The organism is Micromonospora sp. CA-248089 (assembly GCF_050948515.1).
In the GTDB taxonomy this organism is placed as follows: Bacteria; Actinomycetota; Actinomycetes; order Mycobacteriales; family Micromonosporaceae; genus Micromonospora.
In genome coordinates this window covers 2,686,182-2,702,301 of record NZ_CP192016.1, presented here as the reverse complement: position 1 = coordinate 2,702,301, position 16,120 = coordinate 2,686,182, and the positions used below count along the sequence as shown (strand labels likewise).

The window sequence follows — 16,120 nt, the reverse complement described above, 5'->3', positions numbered from 1 at the left end:
ACGGGTCAGCCCGGCCGGGCGTTCTGCAGCTGGTCGCGGATCAGGGCCTCGTAGGGGCCGCCACGGGCGACCAGTTCCTCGTGCGTGCCCTGCTCCACCAGGCGTCCGTCCTCCATCACGCCGATCAGGTCGGCGTTGACCACGGTGCTGAGCCGGTGCGCGATCACGATCCGGGTGCACGACAACGCGGTGAGCACCTCGTCCACCCGGCGTTCGGTGACCACGTCCAGGTGACTGGTCGCCTCGTCCAGGAGCAGCAGCGGCGGGTTGTGCACGAGGGCGCGGGCCAGCGCCAGACGTTGCCGCTGGCCCCCGGAGAGCCCGCCGCCGCCCTCGGTCAGCCGTGTCTCGTACGCCATCGGCATCGCCATGATCTCGTCGTGGATCTGCGCGCGCTGCGCGGCGAGCACGACCTCCTCGTAGGTGGCGGACGGGTGGCCGAGGGAGATGTTCTCGCGGACCGATCCGGCGAACAGCGCGGGATCCTGCGTCACCATGCCGCACGAGCGGCGCAGCTCGCGGAAGTCGAGGTCCTGAAGCAGCCGCCCGTCGAAACGCACCTCCCCCTCGGTCGGCACGTACAGCCCGATCACCGTCTTGGCCAGCGTCGTCTTGCCCGATCCGGTCCGGCCGACCAGCGCCACCTTGGCGCCGGCCGGCACGGTGAGGTGGATGCCGCGTACCGCCCAGTCGGCGTTGCTGCTGTACCGCATGCCCACGCCGGTGAGCGTCACCTGGCCGGTGATACGCCGCCCCGGCCGGCTCGCCGAGGTGTCCTGTTCGGCGTTCTCATCCATGACGTCGCGGATCCGCTCCAGGTGCGTGCCGACGGTCTGGAGCTGCCGGGCGGTGTTGACCAGACCCATCAGCGGGGTGAGCACGGCGGCGGCGAGCGCGTTGAGCGCCAGCATCGTGCCCAGCGACATCCGGCCGGCGACGACCTGATGGGCGCCGACCCACAGCAGCAGCATCGGCGAGCCCATCCGGAAGGCGGACAGGAGCGCCTCGACGCCGGTCTCCAGCCGGCGGCGGTGCAGGGAGGCGAACTGCCGGCTCTGGAACAGCCCGGACCAACGTCCGAGGACCTGCTGCTCGGCGCCCATCGCCTTCACGGTTTCCGCGCCCGCCAGCACCTCGACCGCGTAGTTCTGCTCCTCGGCCTGAGCCGCGATGTCGCGGTGGGTGCGCTCCCGCATCGGCCGGTAGGTCGCCACGATCGCGGCGAGCTGAAGCAGGCCCAGCCCGAGCACCAGTCCGGCGTAGAGCGGGGTGAGCGCCAGCAGCAGGCCGATGTAGACGACCACGAACAGCCCGTCGAGGACCAGCGACATGGTCTGGCTGGTGACCATGTCGCGGATGACGGTGTTGCTGGACATCCGCATGAGCAGGTCGCCGCTGCTGCGGAGCTGGAAGTAGGAGTACGGGAGGGCGAGCAGGTGGTCGAAGAAGCGCCGCATCATGGTGTCGTCCATGCGGGCGTGCAGCACGTTGAGCGCGAGCCCCCGGGTGTAGCTGCCGACGCCCTGGGTGGCCAGCAGCAGGACCATGCCGGCGCCGAGGACGGTCAGAGCGTCGACCTGGCCCTGCCCGATCACCACGTCGACGGCGAACTTGGTGACCAGGGCGGGCAGCAGCACCGCCACCTGGAGCAGCAACGAGACGAGCAGCACGAGGCCGAGCAGCGGGCGGGAGAAGGTCAGCATGCCGCGGGCGAAGCGCAGCGAGGCGAGCCGACCCGGGCCGGGCCGGCGTTCGAACCGCTCCTGCGGCGTCAGCTCGATGGCGATGCCGGTGAAGCCCTCGCCGAACTCCTCCCGGCTCATCCGCCGCCGGCCCATCGCCGGGTCGACGACGACGGCGCCGCGCCGGTCCCACCGCTCCAGGACCAGATAGTGGCGGAACTTCCAGTGCACGATCGCGGGCAGTTCCAGCTGGTCCAGCGCGTCGAGGTCCACGCTGACCCCGCGTGCCCGCATGCCGTTCTCGCGGGCGAACTGGGCCATCTGCAACGCGGTCGCGCCGTCGCGGCCGATGCCGAGGCGCTCGCGGCACTCCGCGACCGACGTCCAGCGGCGATGCGCGGTCAGGACCATCGCCAGGCACGCGGCGCCGCACTCCGTCGCGCTCATCTGGAGCATCACCGGCACCCGGCGGCGCGGGCGGCGGGAGGTGGTCGCGCTCATCGCAGCGCGTCCGTCGCCTCGGGCAGCAACTGCAGCACTGTGGGTTCGGCGACCACGAGACTGAGCCGGCCGAAGGCCGTACCGGCCGGGGCACCGGACAGCAGCACCACGGTGGCCGGGCGGGCGACCGTCGGGGGCAGGCGCCACCGGCCCGCGGCGGCGGCGTCCTCGACGACCTCCGAGCGGACCACTCGCACCGTGGTCCGCCCGGTGTCCTGGTTGAGCGTCGCCTCGTCGCCGGGCGCCGGGGCGAGGCGACCGCCGAACACCGCGACGAGGTACGACCCGTCGGCGCCCACGACGGCGCCGTCGACCGCCTTCGGCACCCGGGTGACCGAGGCGAAGACCAGGCAGGCCAGGAGCAGCGCGGCGAGCGCTGCCAGCGGGCGGCGCGAGGAGCGGATCGGCAACCGGAGCGGGACGTCGGGCGGACCGCCCTGGTAGGTGGCCAGCGCCTGCGGGCGGTACGGCCAGATCGGCTGGTCAGCCACGGCGGCCACGCTCCCCCGCCGGCCGCGGCGGTTCGACCAGCAGGATCGACGGGACCCGGTCGGGCGCCGCCAGGCGCAGCAGGTTGTAGCCGATGCCGGCGATGCCGCTCATCAGGCCGGGTGTCTCCGCGCCCAGCGGCACCCCGCACAGCCACCCGTCCCGGTCGATGTAGTCGAGGATGCTCGCGGCCACCAGTTCGGCCTGCCGGGCCGCGGCCCGGTCGCCGAGGACCCGTGCGCCCGCGAGCACGGCCTCCACGTTGCCGAGGTCGCCGTGACAGATGCTGTGGTTGCCGGTGCCGGTGATCACCTCGCCGGTCAGCCCGAAGCGCAGCATGCCGTCGACGGCGTCGCGCAGGTCACGGTCGACGAGATCGCTGTCGTCGACGTATTCGGCGAGGTCGGCGCGGGCGAGCGCGATGCCGGGGCCGCCGTGGCACCAGGCGATCATCGAGTAGCCGTCCGGGGTGGTGTCACGCAGGTCGAGCCAGCAGCGGTGCTCCGGGTCGAAGGCGGAGCGCTCGTACCGGATCGCACCCTCCACCAGCGGCAGGTGGTCGCGGTTGCCCAGGACGCGGTCCAGCCGGGCCAGCGCGACGGCGATGCCGGAACCGCCGTGCGAGAAGCCGGCCAGCGGCCGGCTGGGGTTCACCGCGCCGGCCCAGCCGATCCCGTCACCGGCCGGCTCGGCCCGGTCCCGCAGGATGCGCGCGAACGTGCCGGCCGCGTCGAGCAGGCGTGGCGACGGGCGCGCCGCGTGCAGCGCGAGCAACGCGAGGATCGCCCCGGCCGCACCGCTGATCACGTCGTACGCCTCGTCCTCGGGCGCGAGGTGCAGGAGCACGGGCACGATCCGCTCGGCCGCGTCGAGCAGGTCGTCGCGGCGCCACAGCGCGCCGAGGTGGCTCAGGGCGTACAGCGGGCCGCCGAGTTCGTTGAACGCGCCGACGGTGAAGTTCTGCAGGCTCGTCACCGGAGTCTCGTCGAGCAGGTCGACCTGACGGGTGAGCATCGCCGCCGCGACCTCCGCGGCCTCACGGAACCGCGGCTCGCCGCTGATCTCCCCGAGGTAGCCGAGGAACAGGGCGATCCCGGACAGTCCGTTGTACAGGTCGATCCCGACCGGGCCGAGCTGCCAGATCCGGTCGGCCACCAGGGTGTGCCCGAGCCAGGCGATGGAGTCCTCGCCGGTGTCCGCGGTGAGCAGCAGCCGGTCCCCGGCGGCGCGGGCGGCGGCGACGAACCGGTCCGCGGGTGCCGGCGTGGTGGCGGCGGTGACCTGGTACTGCGACCACTGGCCCTGGCTCTCCACGCCCATCGTCAACGCGGCGAGGGAGCTGCGCAGGATCCAGGTCTGCTGGGCGAGGTGGGCGTCGGAGAGCGCGGCGATCCGCCGTCGGGAACGGTCCAGGCCGCTGCTGGCGAGTACCCCGGTGATCACCGATCCGTCGCCGGCGACGAAGTCCCGCGACGCCGGGGCGGTGCTGAAGAAGGGGATGTCGCCGCGGCTGAGCTGCGCCTGCTCGGACGCGGCGATCCTCGCCTCGGCCCCCGGCCACTCCTCCTGCAGCCAGAGGAAGCTCAGGAAACGCTCCCGGTCGAGCGCGTCGCGCAGCAGGTCCGGGTGCCGGCTCTCCTGCAGCACCTTGGCGTAGGTGCGGGTGGCACGCAGGATCACGCGTACCTCGTCGTCGGCGAAGGCCGCCACCGGCCCGTCCGCGGCCAGCAGGTCGTCGCGGTGGCGGTGCAGCAGCCGGTACGTGCGCTCGAACCCGGCGATGATGTCGTCGCTGAAGTCGAGCGTGTGGTGGGCCGCGCCGTCGAGGCTGGGCAGGTTCTGCCCGCCGCTCATCTCGATCCGCCGGCGCACCAGGCGCATCCGGTCGGTGCCGGACTCCTCCCAGGTCGCCACCGGCGTGGGGGTGAGCTGCCCGGCCGTGCCGGCGAGCCCGCTGAAGTCGACCCCGCCGACGCCGTCGTCGTCCTGGTAGATGATCGGCCGGGGCAGGAGCCCGACCTCGAGCACGGATTCGCGCATGGTCCGGAAGGACTCCGCCGATACGCCGATCTGCCTGTCGCTCTGCTCGCTCTCCGGGTGGAACAGGGCTTCCAGGTCGACGAGCATCGGATGCTCGCCGGCGGCGATGACGTTCTCCAGGTGGAAGTCGACGGCCGCGAGGCTGTGCAGCAGCGCCAGGTAGCTGCCCTGCCGGGTGTAGAAGCGGCGCAGCGCCTCCCGGTCGGCGCACGGGCCGGCGGCGACGAACTCCGACCAGCCGTACCCGCCGCGGTCGAGGACCCACATGGTCCGCAGCGGCGGCTGCGCGCCACGGGCGTTGAGCCACTCCAGCAACTGCTGGAAGTGCAGCTCCACCTGGAGGCCACGGGGCTTGTACACGACGCGGGCGCCGCTGGCGAAGCGGACGAATCCCACCGAGCGGCCACCGCGGTGCGAGTCGCCGGCGCCGAAGGACACCCCGGTGACGACGCCGAGGTCCGCCGGGTCGCCGAGCCGGTGTGCCAACGCGGGCGCGTCCGCGACGAGGCGCCGGGCGAACTCGACCCGGGCGTCGACCCAGTTGTCGACGAGGACCGTGGCGTCCCGGGCCAGGACCGGGTACTCCATCAGGACGTCCAGTGTGTACTTCGGATCGTGCAGGCGGCGGGTGAAGTCCTGGAACCGTTCCTCCGGCGTCGCCCCGGCGAGCTGGCCCTCCAGCCGCAGCACGTTGAGTTCGAGGACCAGCACCCGGCCGACGAGCAGGTTGATCGCGCCGGTGGGCGGGTCGCAGAGTTGCTCGGCGAGCCGGTCGGCGTCGACGTGCGGGCTCGGTGCGGCGGCGCACGCCTCGTGCACGGCCTGCCGTACCCGGCGCAGCCCGTCGTCGATCAGCGGGCGGACCAGTTCCACGAAGGCCCCGTGCGGGTGCGGGTCGTGGTGGTGCTCGTGGTCGTGGTCGTGGTGATCGTGCGCGGGAGCGCCACCGCCCGGCCGGCGGTCACGCCACGCGCGCTCGATCGCGCGCACGTGGTCCGGTACGTCGGTGAACCGGCTGCGGACCGTCTCCGGGGTCTCGCCGAGGACCCGGACCAGGGCCGGCTCGTCGAGGCCCAGCTCCCGGAGCCAGCTGTCGAACAGCTCGCCGCCTCCGTCGAAGACCGGCTCGTCCTTCCACCGCCGCAGTCGCTGCCGGCCCCGCTCCTCGTCCACGGTCCCGGTCGGCGTCCCGGCGCCGAGCCGCTCGGACAGGGAGTGGGCCAGATACCAGCCGGGGTGGGAAAGGTCCACCGGGCCGTCGGCGGGCGGGCGCGCGTACGTCATGGTTGCTCTCTCTCGCGGCGTCAGGTCTCGCGGGTCCGACGGCGCCCGGACACGTCCCGAATGCCCGGGCGCCGTCGGTGTGGGGAGCGGATCAGGCGGTGCACAGCCCGCAGGTCGACTGCGTCTGGCAGGTACCGCACGTGGTGCCGCCGCAGGTGGCGCCGCAGGAGCCACAGGGCGTCTCCCGGGCGGTGAAGCCGCCGCAGCAGCCGAGCGTCAGCAGGTACTCGGTGCGGGCGCCGGCGATGTGCGCGAGCACGTCGTCGCCGAGCTCGGCCACGCCGCAGGGGTGCTCGGGCAGCGCCGCGAGCTGGTCGGCGGAGAGGCTCGCCCGGTACTCGGGGTCCTTCCAGGCTCGTACGATGTCCATCGAAGTTCTCCTCGGGGGTTCGGGGTGTGCCGGCGGCGGAACGTGTCGTGGAGGGAGGAGACGCGTCCGTCCGGGTCGGTGCCTCGGGTCAGCCGCAGCAGCCGACGGTGAACACCGCGCAGGTGCCGTTGCAGACGGTGCCGTTGATGCTGAAACATCCGGCGACACCGGTGACCGCGGTGATGGTGGGGGTCGGGGTCCACGTGCCACCGGGTGCGGTGTCGAGCTCGTGGTCGCTCAGCTCGACGAAACCGGCCGGGTTCGCCGGCAGCGCCGCCCGCTCCTCGTCGCTGAGCGACGCCCGGTAGACCGGGTCCTTCCATGCCCTGATGTAGTCCATGTGGGTCTCCGATCGAAGTCGTCGTGCAGGGTGTACGGGTTGGCCTCCACAGGCGGAACCGTAGGGCCGTGCTATGGCAGATCGATGGCACCGCGATGGTCGTGCGGCGGCTCCAGCGACAGCACCGACGGCACCCCGGCCGGGTCCGCCAGGCGCAGGAACGCGTAGCCGATGCCGGCCAGCCCGCACATCAGCCCGGGTGTCTCGACGCCGCGCGGTACGCCGCACCGCCAGGCGCCCGCCTCGACGTCGGCCACGGCCGCGGCGGTGAGGGTGGCCGCGTGCCGGGCCAGGGCGTCGTCGCCGACGGCCGCAGCCGCGACCCACGCGGCCTCGGCGTTGCCCAGGTCGCCGTGGCAGATCGAGTGGTTGTGCAGCAGGTTGTGCGGGTCGCGCAACGCGGCCGAGGCGAGCCGCAGGTCGTCGCGTACGAGGTCGTCGTCGGTGGCGTGACCGAGCAGTTCGGCACGAGCCGTCGCGACCCCGGCCGCGCCGTGGCACCAGGCGACCATGCCCCGGCCGGGCGGCGCGTCCGGACGCAGGTCCCGCCAGTTGCCGGTGGTCTCGTCGTAGAGCGTCCGTTCGTACCGCAGTGCCGCGTCCACCGTCGCGCGGTGCTCGCCGGTGCCCCGGTGCCGGTCCCAGCGCGCCAGCGCGGTGGCGATGCCCGAGGCGCCGTGGGAGAAACCGGCCAGCGGACGGTCGACGTAGAGCGCCCCGTGCCAGCCGACGCCGCCCGCCACCGGTCGCGCGCCGGTGGTCAGGTGCGCGGCCATCGCGCCGACACCGGCGAGCAGGTCGGGGTCGCCGGTCATCCGGTGCAGGGAGAGCAGGGCGAGCAGTCCACCGGCCGTGCCGCTGATGATGTCGTACTCGCGGCTGTCGGCGGTGTGGGCGGCCATCGCGGCGGCGAGGCCGGTGGCGGTGTCGAGCAGGTCGTCGCGGTCCAGCACGGCGGCGAGGTGGCTCAGGGCGTACACCGCGCCGCCCAGGTGGTCGAAGCCGCCGACGCCCAGCGTGGCGTCGGCCGGTTCGGCGAGCCAGGCCCGCCCCTCGCGGAGCATCATCGTGGCGGCGAGGTCGGCGGCCCGCCGGTAGGCCGGGTCGCCGGTGACCCGGGCCAGCCGGCCGAGGAACAGGGCGATGCCGCTGATGCCGTTGTACAGGTCCATGGCGCTCGGGCCGAGCATCCACACCTTGTCCGCGACCAGCCCCAGACCGAGCCAGCAGATCCGGTCGCCGTCGGTGAGCGCGGTGGCCAGCAGCCGGTTCCCGACCAGGCGTGCGGCGTCGACGAGCCGCTCGGGCGGGACCGGGCCCGCGGCGGCGGGGCGGCGTGGCGGGGCGGGTGGGCGCCAGGTCGACGGGTCACCCATGATCAGCGCGGTGACGGAGGCCTCGATGATCCAGCTCTGCTGGGCCAGGTGGTCCTCCGACATGTCCGCGAGGCGGTCCCGCACGGCGTCGAGCCCGGTGCGCCGCAGCGCCGCCGGCAGCACGGTGCCGTCACCGCCGACGAGATCGGTCGACGATGGCGTGGTCACGAAGATCGGGACGTCACCGGCACGCATCTGCGCCAGCTCCGCGGCGATCAGCCGCTCCCGCTGCTCGCGCCCGTCGTGGCCGGCCCAGAGGTTCTCGAACCAGCGGTCCCGGTCCAGCGCGTCACGCAGCAGGTCGGGGTGCCGGGCCTCGGCGAGCATCCGGACGTACGACTCGGTGGCCCGTGGCACGACGCGCACCTCGTCGCGGGCGAACGCCGCCAGCGGCCCGTCCGCGGCCAGCAGGTCGTCGCGGTGCTCGAACAGGATCCGGTAGAGCCGGCGGTAGCCGTCCACGATCTCCGGGGCGAACTCGGTCACGTCGGCCTCGTCGTCGGCGAGCGTGGGCAGGTTGGCCGAGCCGGGCAACGTCACCCGCTGCCGGTCCAGGTGCATCTCGTCGGTGCCGAGGCCGTTCCAGACCATCACCGGCCGGGCGGTGAGCTGGCCGCCCGCGCCGGCCATCCCGCTCATGTCGAACCGGTTGACCTGGCTGCCCTCGGTCCACAGCACCGGGGCGGGCAGCAGTCCGACGGTGACCGCAGACCGGCTCATCAGGTCGATGCCCACCGCCTGGAGGTAGCCCGCCCGGTCGTCCGGTTCGGCCGGCCGTTCCCACTGCCAGTTGTGCAGCATCGCCTCCAGGTCGATGAGCATCGGGTGCTCGCCGGAAGCGATCACGTTCTCCAGGTGGAAGTCGGTCGCGCCGAGCGTCTGGAGCAGAGCCAGCAGCGCGCCCTGCCGCCGGTGGAACCGACGCAGCGCGTCCCGGTCGGCGCACGGCCCGCTCTCGACGAACTCGGTCCAGCCGTACGTCCCGCGGTCGAGGATCCAGAACGTCCGCAGCGGTGGCTGCGCGCCTCTGTCGTCGAGCCAGGACAGCAGGCGCTGGAAGTGCTGGTCGACCCGGAGGTTGCGGGGCTTGTACATCACCCGGGCGCCGGAGGTGAACCGTACGACGGCGACGGAGCGCCCACCGCGATGGCTGTCGCCCGCGCCGAAGCTCACCTGCGCCAGGTCGCCGAGGGCGTCCGGGCCGCCGTGGCACGCGGCGAGCGCGGCGTGGTCGGCGACGAGGCGCTCGGCGAACTCCGTCCGGGCGTCGGCCCAGTCGTCGACGACCCGCACCAGGTCACGGGCCAGCACCGGGTACTCCCGCAGCAGGCGCAGGGCGTGCGCCGGTTGCCGCAGCCGGTGCAGGAAGTGGTGGAAGCGCTCGTGCGGCGTGGCGCCGGCCAGGTCACCGCGGATCCGGAGCACGTTGAGCTCCAGTGCCATGACCCGGGCCAGCATCCCGTTGAGCGTGTCGAACGGGCCGTGTCCCAGCTGCGTGGTCAACGCCTCGGCGCTCAGTCGGGGGTGGTCCGCCACCAGCGCGTCCACCCGGCTCCGGAGCTGTTCCCGCGCGTCCTCTACCAGTGGGGCCACGACCACCGCGAACCCGGTCGGGTCGTCGGGTCCGGCGCCGGTGGGCGGTCTGCGCCGCCACGCGTCGACCAGTCGCCGCGCGTACTCGGGTTCCCGGTCAAACCGGTCGCGGACGGTCTCCGGTGCCTCGCCGAGCATCCGGATCAGGCCGGCCTCGTCCAGACCGTGCTCGGCCAGGTGGCTCGCGGCCCGGTCGGGCCGCCGGGCGTGCACGGGCTCGTCCCGCCACATCTTCAGCCGGATCCGGCCGACCTCGGTGTCGACCGGGCCCCGGGGACGCCGGCCGGTCAGGCGCTCCGGCAGGGAGTACGCCAGGAACCAGGCGGCGTCGCCCGGCTGCACCGGGTCGGAGTCGTCGTGCATCTGCTCCGCCTCACTGCGCGGTGTGGTCGCGCGGTCCGTGGTGGTCGCCGCCCGGGCGCGGGCGGCTCGTGCCGGGAGACGCGCAGACGCCGAGGTCGCCCCGCAACATCGACGTGTACGCCTCGCTCAGCGCGGGGGTCGGTTCGACGCCCAGTTCGGCGTCGAGCCGGCTGCGGAAGGAGCCGAAGACCTCGATCGCCTCGTCCTGCCGGCCGGTGCGGTACAGGGCGGTCATCAGCAGGATCGCCGGCCGCTCCCGCAGCGGATGCTCGGTGCGCAGGGCCAGCAGGGCGGGGATCGCCTCGTGGAAGTTGCCCAGCCGCAGTTGCAGGTCCATCCGGTGTTCCAGACACACGACGCGGCGCTCGCGCAGGTGGTGACGGCGGCTCTCGACGTACGGGCCGGGCAGGCCCGCCAGCGGCTCACCGGCCCAGATCTTCTCCGCCGCGGCCAGGTGCGCGGCGGCACCGGCGAGGTCACCGCCGTTCTCCGCCGCGGTGGCCCGTTCCACCGCCTCGTCGAAGTCGGTGACGTCGATCCGGGCGGAGCCGAGACGCAGCCGGTAGCCGATGCGCAGGGTGTCGATGGTGGGCCCGTCGTGGCCGGCGGACGCGGCCTGGAGCGTGCGCCGCAGCCGGTAGATGTAGGGCGGGATCAGCTTCCTGCCGGTCGGCGGGGCGTCTGCGCCCCAGACGCCCTCGAGGATCGACGCCGGGGTGACCACCCGGCCGGCGTTGAACAGCAGCAGCGCGAAGACCGCCTGCTGGCGTATCGGCCCGAGGTCGAGCCATTCACTGCCGACCTCGGCGTGCAGCGGACCCAGGGCGAAGAACCGCACCCGGGTCACGGCGTCGCACCGCCCGCGCCGCGACTCGTCATCGCTTCCCCTCCCCCACCGACGGCCGGTGAGCGCACCCGGACGGCAACGAAGATCATCGCTCCGAGGATGCTACGGGGAGGCGCGCACAATGCGCGCACAATGCGTGTATGGACGGCGCCGGGAATCACCATTCGGCGCCATGACATTGACGTGTATCTACGCTAGGGCCATTTTCCGACCGGCTCGGGTAGTGCCAGCGCTACCCGCGATCCGGCAGCAGGCGGGATGGAGCACGGGGCCGGTTCTGGCGAGGCTTGAGGCCGTACCCGTTCACCTCCGTCGAGGAGTTCCCATGAACCGCCGTACCTTCCCGGTCGCCGTCGGCGCCACGGCCCTGCTCACCGTCACCGCGCTGGGTGTGCCCGCCGCGTCCGCCGCGACCACCGACGCCCGGCGTCCCGCCGCCGACGCCGTCCAGAAGCGACTGGACGGCCTGGTCGCCGAGCACGGCTTCCCCGGGGCGCTGGCCTCCGTACGCCGCGACGGCCGGGTGCGCGACTACACCGCGGGCGTGGGTGACCTGCGCACCGGCGCCGCGATCCCCCGCGACGCCCGGGTGCGCGTCGGCAGCAACACCAAGACGTTCACCGCCGTGGTCGTCCTCCAGCTCGTCGGCGAGGGCCGCGTCGACCTCGACGCCACCGTCGAGCGCTACCTGCCCGGGATGGTGCGCGCCAACGGCAACGACGGGCGGCGGATCACCGTACGCCAGCTGCTGCAGCAGACCAGCGGCCTGCCCGACTACGACGAGGTCGTGTTCAGCGAGGCGCAGGATCTGGTGGACCGCCGCAGCGACTACTTCGACCCGCGCCGGCTGCTGGACGAGGCGCTCACCCAGGACCGGCGCTTCCCGCCGGGTCAGAAGTGGGAGTACAGCAACACCAACTTCGTGCTGGCCGGGCTGATCATCGAGCGGGTCACCAAGCGCCCCGTCGGTGAGGAGATCACCCGGCGGATCATCGAGCCGCTGCGGCTGCGTGACACGTACTGGCCGCAGACCGGCGAGCAGGACCTGCCCGGCCGGCTGCCGCGCGGCTACGTCGCGGTGGAGCCCGGCGCGCCGTGGATCGACGTGACCCGGATGGACCCGTCGCTGGGCTGGGCCGCCGGTCAGCTCGTCTCGACCCCGTCGGACCTGCGGACGTTCTTCGAGGCGCTGCTGGCGGGCAAGCTGCTGAAGCCGGCCCAGCAGGCGGCGCTGACGCGCACGGTGCCGGCGCCCGACTTCGAGCCCACCGGCGTGTGGGCGTACGGCCTGGGCATCGCCCGGCACGAGCTGCCCTGCGGCGGCCACGCCTGGGGACACGGCGGCGACATCCAGGGCTTCCAGACCCGCAACCTGTCCACCACCGACGGGCGCAGCGCGGTGGTCGCGGTGACCGGGCTGCCGACGAGCATGGAGATGCTGGAGGCGGTCACCAGCACCGTCGACGCGGCCCTGTGCGGCACCCGCCGCTGATCCGCCTCGACATCGCACGCGCGCCGCCTCCCGCGAGGCGGCGCGCGGACGTGCGTACGCTTACCGCCGGCCGTCGAGATAGCGCAGCACGGCGGTGACCCGGCGGTCCGCGCGGTCGTCCGGCGGCAGGCTCAGCTTCGCGAAGATGCTGCGGATGTGCTTGTGCACCGCGCCCTCGGTGACGAACAGCCGTTCCGCGATCGCGCCGTTGCCGAGCCCCTCGGCCATCAGCGCCAGCACCTCGTGCTCACGAGGCGACAGCTCGGCCAGGGCGGTGTCCGGCCGCCGGTTGCGGGCGAGCAACTGCCCGACCACCTCCGGGTCGATCACGCTGCCGCCGTCCGCGACGCGGTGCAGCGCGGCGAGGAACTCCTCGACCCGGCCCACCCGCTCCTTGAGCAGGTAGCCGAGCCCGGAGGCGCCGACCGAGAACAGCTCGGTGGCGAACGCCTGCTCGACGTACGCGGACAGGACCAGCACCGCGAGGCCCGGCCGGCGGCGGCGCGCCTCGACCGCGGCGACGATGCCCTCGTCGGTGTGGGTGGGCGGCATCCGCACGTCGACGATCGCCACGTCCGGCCGGTGCTCGTCCACAGCGGTCAGAAACTCCCCCGGCGTGCCGGCGGTGGCCACCACGTCCAGGTCCTCGGCGCGCAGCAGCAGCGCCAGCCCTTCGCGCAGCAGCGCGTCGTCCTCGGCGATCACGATCCGCATGGCAGCTCCACGTGCATCCTCGTCGGTCCTCCCGGTGGACTCGTCAACGTCATCCGCCCGTCGTACGCCTCGACCCGCCGGCGGATGCCGGTCAGCCCCGAGCCGCGCGTCTCGTCGGCGTCCCCGCGACCGTCGTCAGTGACGGTGACGAGCAGCCGGTCCCCCTCCCGGCGCACGGCGACCTCGACGCCGTTCGCGCCGCTGTGCCGGACCACGTTCGTCAGCGCCTCGGCCACCACGAAGTACGCGGTGGCCTCGACCGCCGCCGCGCAGCGACCGTCGACGTCCACGGCCAGGCGGCACGGCACCGCGCACTCCGCGGCGAGCCCGGCGAGCGCCCCGGACAGGCCCCGGTCGCCGAGCACCGGCGGGAGGATGCCGCGCACCACCGTACGCAGCTCGCCGAGCGCCTGCTCGGCCGCGTCCTGCGCGCGTTCCAGGATCTCGTCGGCGCGGTCCGGATCGCGGCGTACCGCCCGCCGGGCGGCGCCGAGCAGCACGTTCACCGCGACCAGCCGGTTCTGGGTGCCGTCGTGCAGCGACCGTTCGATGCGGCGCAGTTCCACCGCGTGCGCGTCGAGCGCCGCGGCCCGGGTGGCGGTCAGTTCGGCGACCCGCAGCGACAGGTCGACGCCGGGGGGTGGAGGCAGCAGCCGGCGGCCCGGCCGGGCCTGGATCCGTGCGAGCGCCGGGCCGGTCGTGACCGCGAGGACCAGCCAGCCGATCCCGAGCACGGCGACCACGAGCGCGTCGCCGAGCCCGTCGATGTGCCACCAGCCGAGGCCGGGCGCGCCGGCCTCCGGCGGCACCAGCCGGTACCAGAGCGGGAACGTCATGTCCTGCACGGCGTACAGCGGAAGCACCAGCGCGAGCAGCCCGGCACCGAAGCCGAGCGTCCCGTGGACGGCCACCCAGCGCAGCTCCCGCCGCAGGACCGGGTCGCGCAGCGCCGGGCGCAGCCCGGCCGGCACCGGGCCGGGCGCCGGGATCGGCGTCCCCCACCGGGACAGCCGGGCGCGTTCCCGGTCGGCCACGGACCGCACCGCCTGGAGAATCCCGGGTACGAGCAGCAGCCCGACCCCGCCGACGCAGGCCGCCGCCACGACAACGGTGCCGAGCAGCACGCCGAGCGCCAGCACGGCGGTGCCCAGCCCGCCGACGAGGTGCTCCAGCGCGGTCACCGCGGCACGGAACCGCCCGCGTACGAACTCCATCCCGGCCCACCCCCGGCCGAAACGATAGGTCACCGCCGTCGCCGTGCGTCAGTGCCGGGGGCGGAAAGTACAGCCTGCTGTACCCCGGTTGTCGTGCTGGCGGGATCGTTCCGGGCAGGCCCCGCGCCTAACGTTCAGGTGCAAGGACATCACCCGAGGAGGCAGCCGTGAACGACCTGGACCGTAGTGCTGAGACCACCGCCGCGACGACGCCCGTCACCCGGATGCGCCCGCTGCTCTGGCTGGTGCTCGTCGTCGGCGTGGTGGCGAACGTGACGCTGTCGAACGTCCTGGGCAACCCGTGGGCCGGTTCGGCCTTCGGCGTGCTGGCGCTGGCGTCCGGCGTGGCCCTGGCCATGAACCACTACCGCAACCGCTGATCCGCGTCGGGGCGGGCCGGGACGACCGTCGGCCCGCCCTGCGGCGTTCGCCCGCGCGACCCGCCCGCGGCTGGTACGACTGGTGTCGTCGACGGCGCGTACGGAAGGGACCGGATGGCGAGTGAGCCGCGTGGGCACCTGCTGCGGCCCCGCGAGGCCTCCCGCCGGGCGTCGTTCCTGGAACTCTTCTTCGACCTGGCTTTCATCCTCGCGTTGAACCGGGTGTCCCTGGTGCTGGAGGAGGATCTGAGCCTCGGCGGGGCGTACCGGGCCGCGCTGCTGCTGGTGCCGATCTGGTGGGTGTGGTTCGTGACCGCCTGGTCGACGGACTGGTTCGACCCGCGTTCCCCGCCGATCGTCACGCTGCTGCTGTGGGTCATGTTCGGCGGCCTGCTGATGGCGGCGGCGGCGCCCACCGCGTACACCGGACACGCGCTCGTGTTCGCCGGCGCGTACGTGGCGATCCACCTGGGCCGGCCGTTGATCCTGCTGCCGGCGCTGCGCGGCCATCCGCTGCGGCTGCGCAGCCTGCGGGTGGCGATCTGGTTCGCTGTGTCAGGGGTGCTGTGGGTGACCGGCGCGCTCGCCGGGACGGCGCAGGTGGCGCTCTGGACCACGGCGATCGTCCTGGATCTCGTCCTGGCGCGACTGCGCTGGCCGACACCGGGGCTGGGCCGGTCGAGCTGGCGCGACCTCCAGGTGGTCGGCGAGCACCTGGCCGAGCGCTACCAGCAGATCTACATCATCGCGCTGGGCGAGCTGATCCTGTCCGCCGGGATCGTGTTCAGCAACGCCGGTTTCGACGGTTACCGCACCGTCGCGTTCGCGCTGGCGTTCGTCAACGCGGTCACCGTGGGGCGGCTCTACCTGGTGCCGGGCGGGATGCGGCTCGGCGAGGCGATCGAGGCGCGCGGGCCGTCCGGGAGCCGGCTCGGCCTGCTGGCCGGTTACCTGCACCTGGTGATGGTGGCCGGGGTGGTGGCCACGGCGGTCGGCGCGCAGGTGATGATCGGGGATCCGCTGTCCCGCGATCCGGCCGCACTCGTGGTGGCGCTCAGCGGCCCGGCGCTGTTCCTGATCGGCTGGATCGGGCTCGCAGCGGCCGTGCACCGCCGGGTGACCTGGTACCGGCCGGCCGGGCTGGCGGTGATCGTGGCGCTGGGCGTCCTGGCGTACGGGCTGCCGCTGCTGGCCGGCTCCGCGTTGCTGGCCACGCTGCTGATCCTGATCGTGTACGCGGAGACCACCGCGGTGCGCCGGGAGGTTCGCAGCTGAACGCGTTAACGCCACCATTCGATTGACAGACGACTATGCAAACGCCAGGCTAGGGGAGATTGTTAGCGTTAACGCAGCCGTCATCTCCACCGCAGAGGAGGGCCCCTCGTGCCCCTGACCCGACGCGCGTTCACAGTCGGCGCCCTGTCCACCGCCACGT

12 protein-coding genes are annotated in these 16,120 nt (G+C 73.6%); 3 read left to right on the top strand and 9 right to left on the bottom strand.

The genetic code is table 11. The features are described 5' to 3' along the window. Positions 1 to 5 precede the first annotated feature (5 nt). The 7 genes from ACQP26_RS12810 to ACQP26_RS12780 all read right to left on the bottom strand — a co-directional run bounded on the left by ACQP26_RS12810 (position 6) and on the right by ACQP26_RS12780 (position 10,885). Positions 6 to 2,183 (bottom strand): peptidase domain-containing ABC transporter, encoded by a 2,178-nt coding sequence (locus tag ACQP26_RS12810; RefSeq protein ID WP_269706766.1) that lies wholly within the window; start codon positions 2,181 to 2,183, stop codon positions 6 to 8. Continuing rightward, positions 2,180 to 2,674 (bottom strand): hypothetical protein, encoded by a 495-nt coding sequence (locus tag ACQP26_RS12805; RefSeq protein WP_433495825.1) that lies wholly within the window; start codon positions 2,672 to 2,674, stop codon positions 2,180 to 2,182. Before ACQP26_RS12805 ends, ACQP26_RS12810 begins: the two co-directional genes overlap by 4 nt. Continuing rightward, positions 2,667 to 5,996, bottom strand: a complete 3,330-nt coding sequence (locus ACQP26_RS12800; RefSeq protein WP_433495824.1) for a type 2 lanthipeptide synthetase LanM family protein — start codon at positions 5,994 to 5,996, stop codon at positions 2,667 to 2,669. The genes ACQP26_RS12805 and ACQP26_RS12800 overlap by 8 nt, the downstream gene beginning before the upstream one ends. A gap of 91 nt (positions 5,997 to 6,087) precedes the next feature. Further along, entirely contained in the window at positions 6,088 to 6,366 is a 279-nt protein-coding gene (locus tag ACQP26_RS12795; RefSeq protein WP_269706769.1) for a mersacidin/lichenicidin family type 2 lantibiotic, read from the bottom strand. A gap of 88 nt (positions 6,367 to 6,454) precedes the next feature. Further along, entirely contained in the window at positions 6,455 to 6,706 is a 252-nt protein-coding gene (locus ACQP26_RS12790) for a mersacidin/lichenicidin family type 2 lantibiotic (protein ID WP_269706770.1), read from the bottom strand. A 71-nt stretch (positions 6,707 to 6,777) separates the two neighbouring features. Then, positions 6,778 to 10,038 (bottom strand): type 2 lanthipeptide synthetase LanM family protein, encoded by a 3,261-nt coding sequence (locus tag ACQP26_RS12785; RefSeq protein WP_433495823.1) that lies wholly within the window; start codon positions 10,036 to 10,038, stop codon positions 6,778 to 6,780. Positions 10,039 to 10,048: 10 nt separating this feature from the next. Next, the gene (locus ACQP26_RS12780; protein WP_269706772.1) at positions 10,049 to 10,885 is read right to left on the bottom strand and encodes an AfsR/SARP family transcriptional regulator; all 837 of its coding nucleotides are present in this window, start codon (positions 10,883 to 10,885) and stop codon (positions 10,049 to 10,051) included. Positions 10,886 to 11,210: 325 nt separating this feature from the next. Between ACQP26_RS12780 and ACQP26_RS12775 the strand changes: the two genes are divergently transcribed. Beyond that, positions 11,211 to 12,377 carry a serine hydrolase domain-containing protein gene (locus ACQP26_RS12775; protein WP_433495822.1) on the top strand — a complete coding sequence of 389 codons (1,167 nt, stop codon included), beginning with the start codon at positions 11,211 to 11,213 and terminating at the stop codon, positions 12,375 to 12,377. Between the two features lie 60 nt (positions 12,378 to 12,437). Here the strand turns inward: ACQP26_RS12775 and ACQP26_RS12770 are convergent, their stop codons facing one another. Then, positions 12,438 to 13,091, bottom strand: coding sequence for a response regulator transcription factor (locus ACQP26_RS12770; RefSeq protein WP_269706774.1), 654 nt, complete (start codon positions 13,089 to 13,091; stop codon positions 12,438 to 12,440). Next, positions 13,079 to 14,305 carry a sensor histidine kinase gene (locus ACQP26_RS12765; protein WP_433495821.1) on the bottom strand — a complete coding sequence of 409 codons (1,227 nt, stop codon included), beginning with the start codon at positions 14,303 to 14,305 and terminating at the stop codon, positions 13,079 to 13,081. Before ACQP26_RS12765 ends, ACQP26_RS12770 begins: the two co-directional genes overlap by 13 nt. Before the next feature lie 167 nt (positions 14,306 to 14,472). On the opposite strand from ACQP26_RS12765, the gene ACQP26_RS12760 reads away from it, so the two are divergent. Together ACQP26_RS12760 and ACQP26_RS12755 are read left to right on the top strand one after the other, a co-directional pair. Continuing rightward, positions 14,473 to 14,685 carry a hypothetical protein gene (locus ACQP26_RS12760; RefSeq protein ID WP_269706776.1) on the top strand — a complete coding sequence of 71 codons (213 nt, stop codon included), beginning with the start codon at positions 14,473 to 14,475 and terminating at the stop codon, positions 14,683 to 14,685. A 114-nt stretch (positions 14,686 to 14,799) separates the two neighbouring features. After that, positions 14,800 to 15,960 (top strand): low temperature requirement protein A, encoded by a 1,161-nt coding sequence (locus tag ACQP26_RS12755; RefSeq protein WP_269706777.1) that lies wholly within the window; start codon positions 14,800 to 14,802, stop codon positions 15,958 to 15,960. Positions 15,961 to 16,120: the final 160 nt, after the last annotated feature.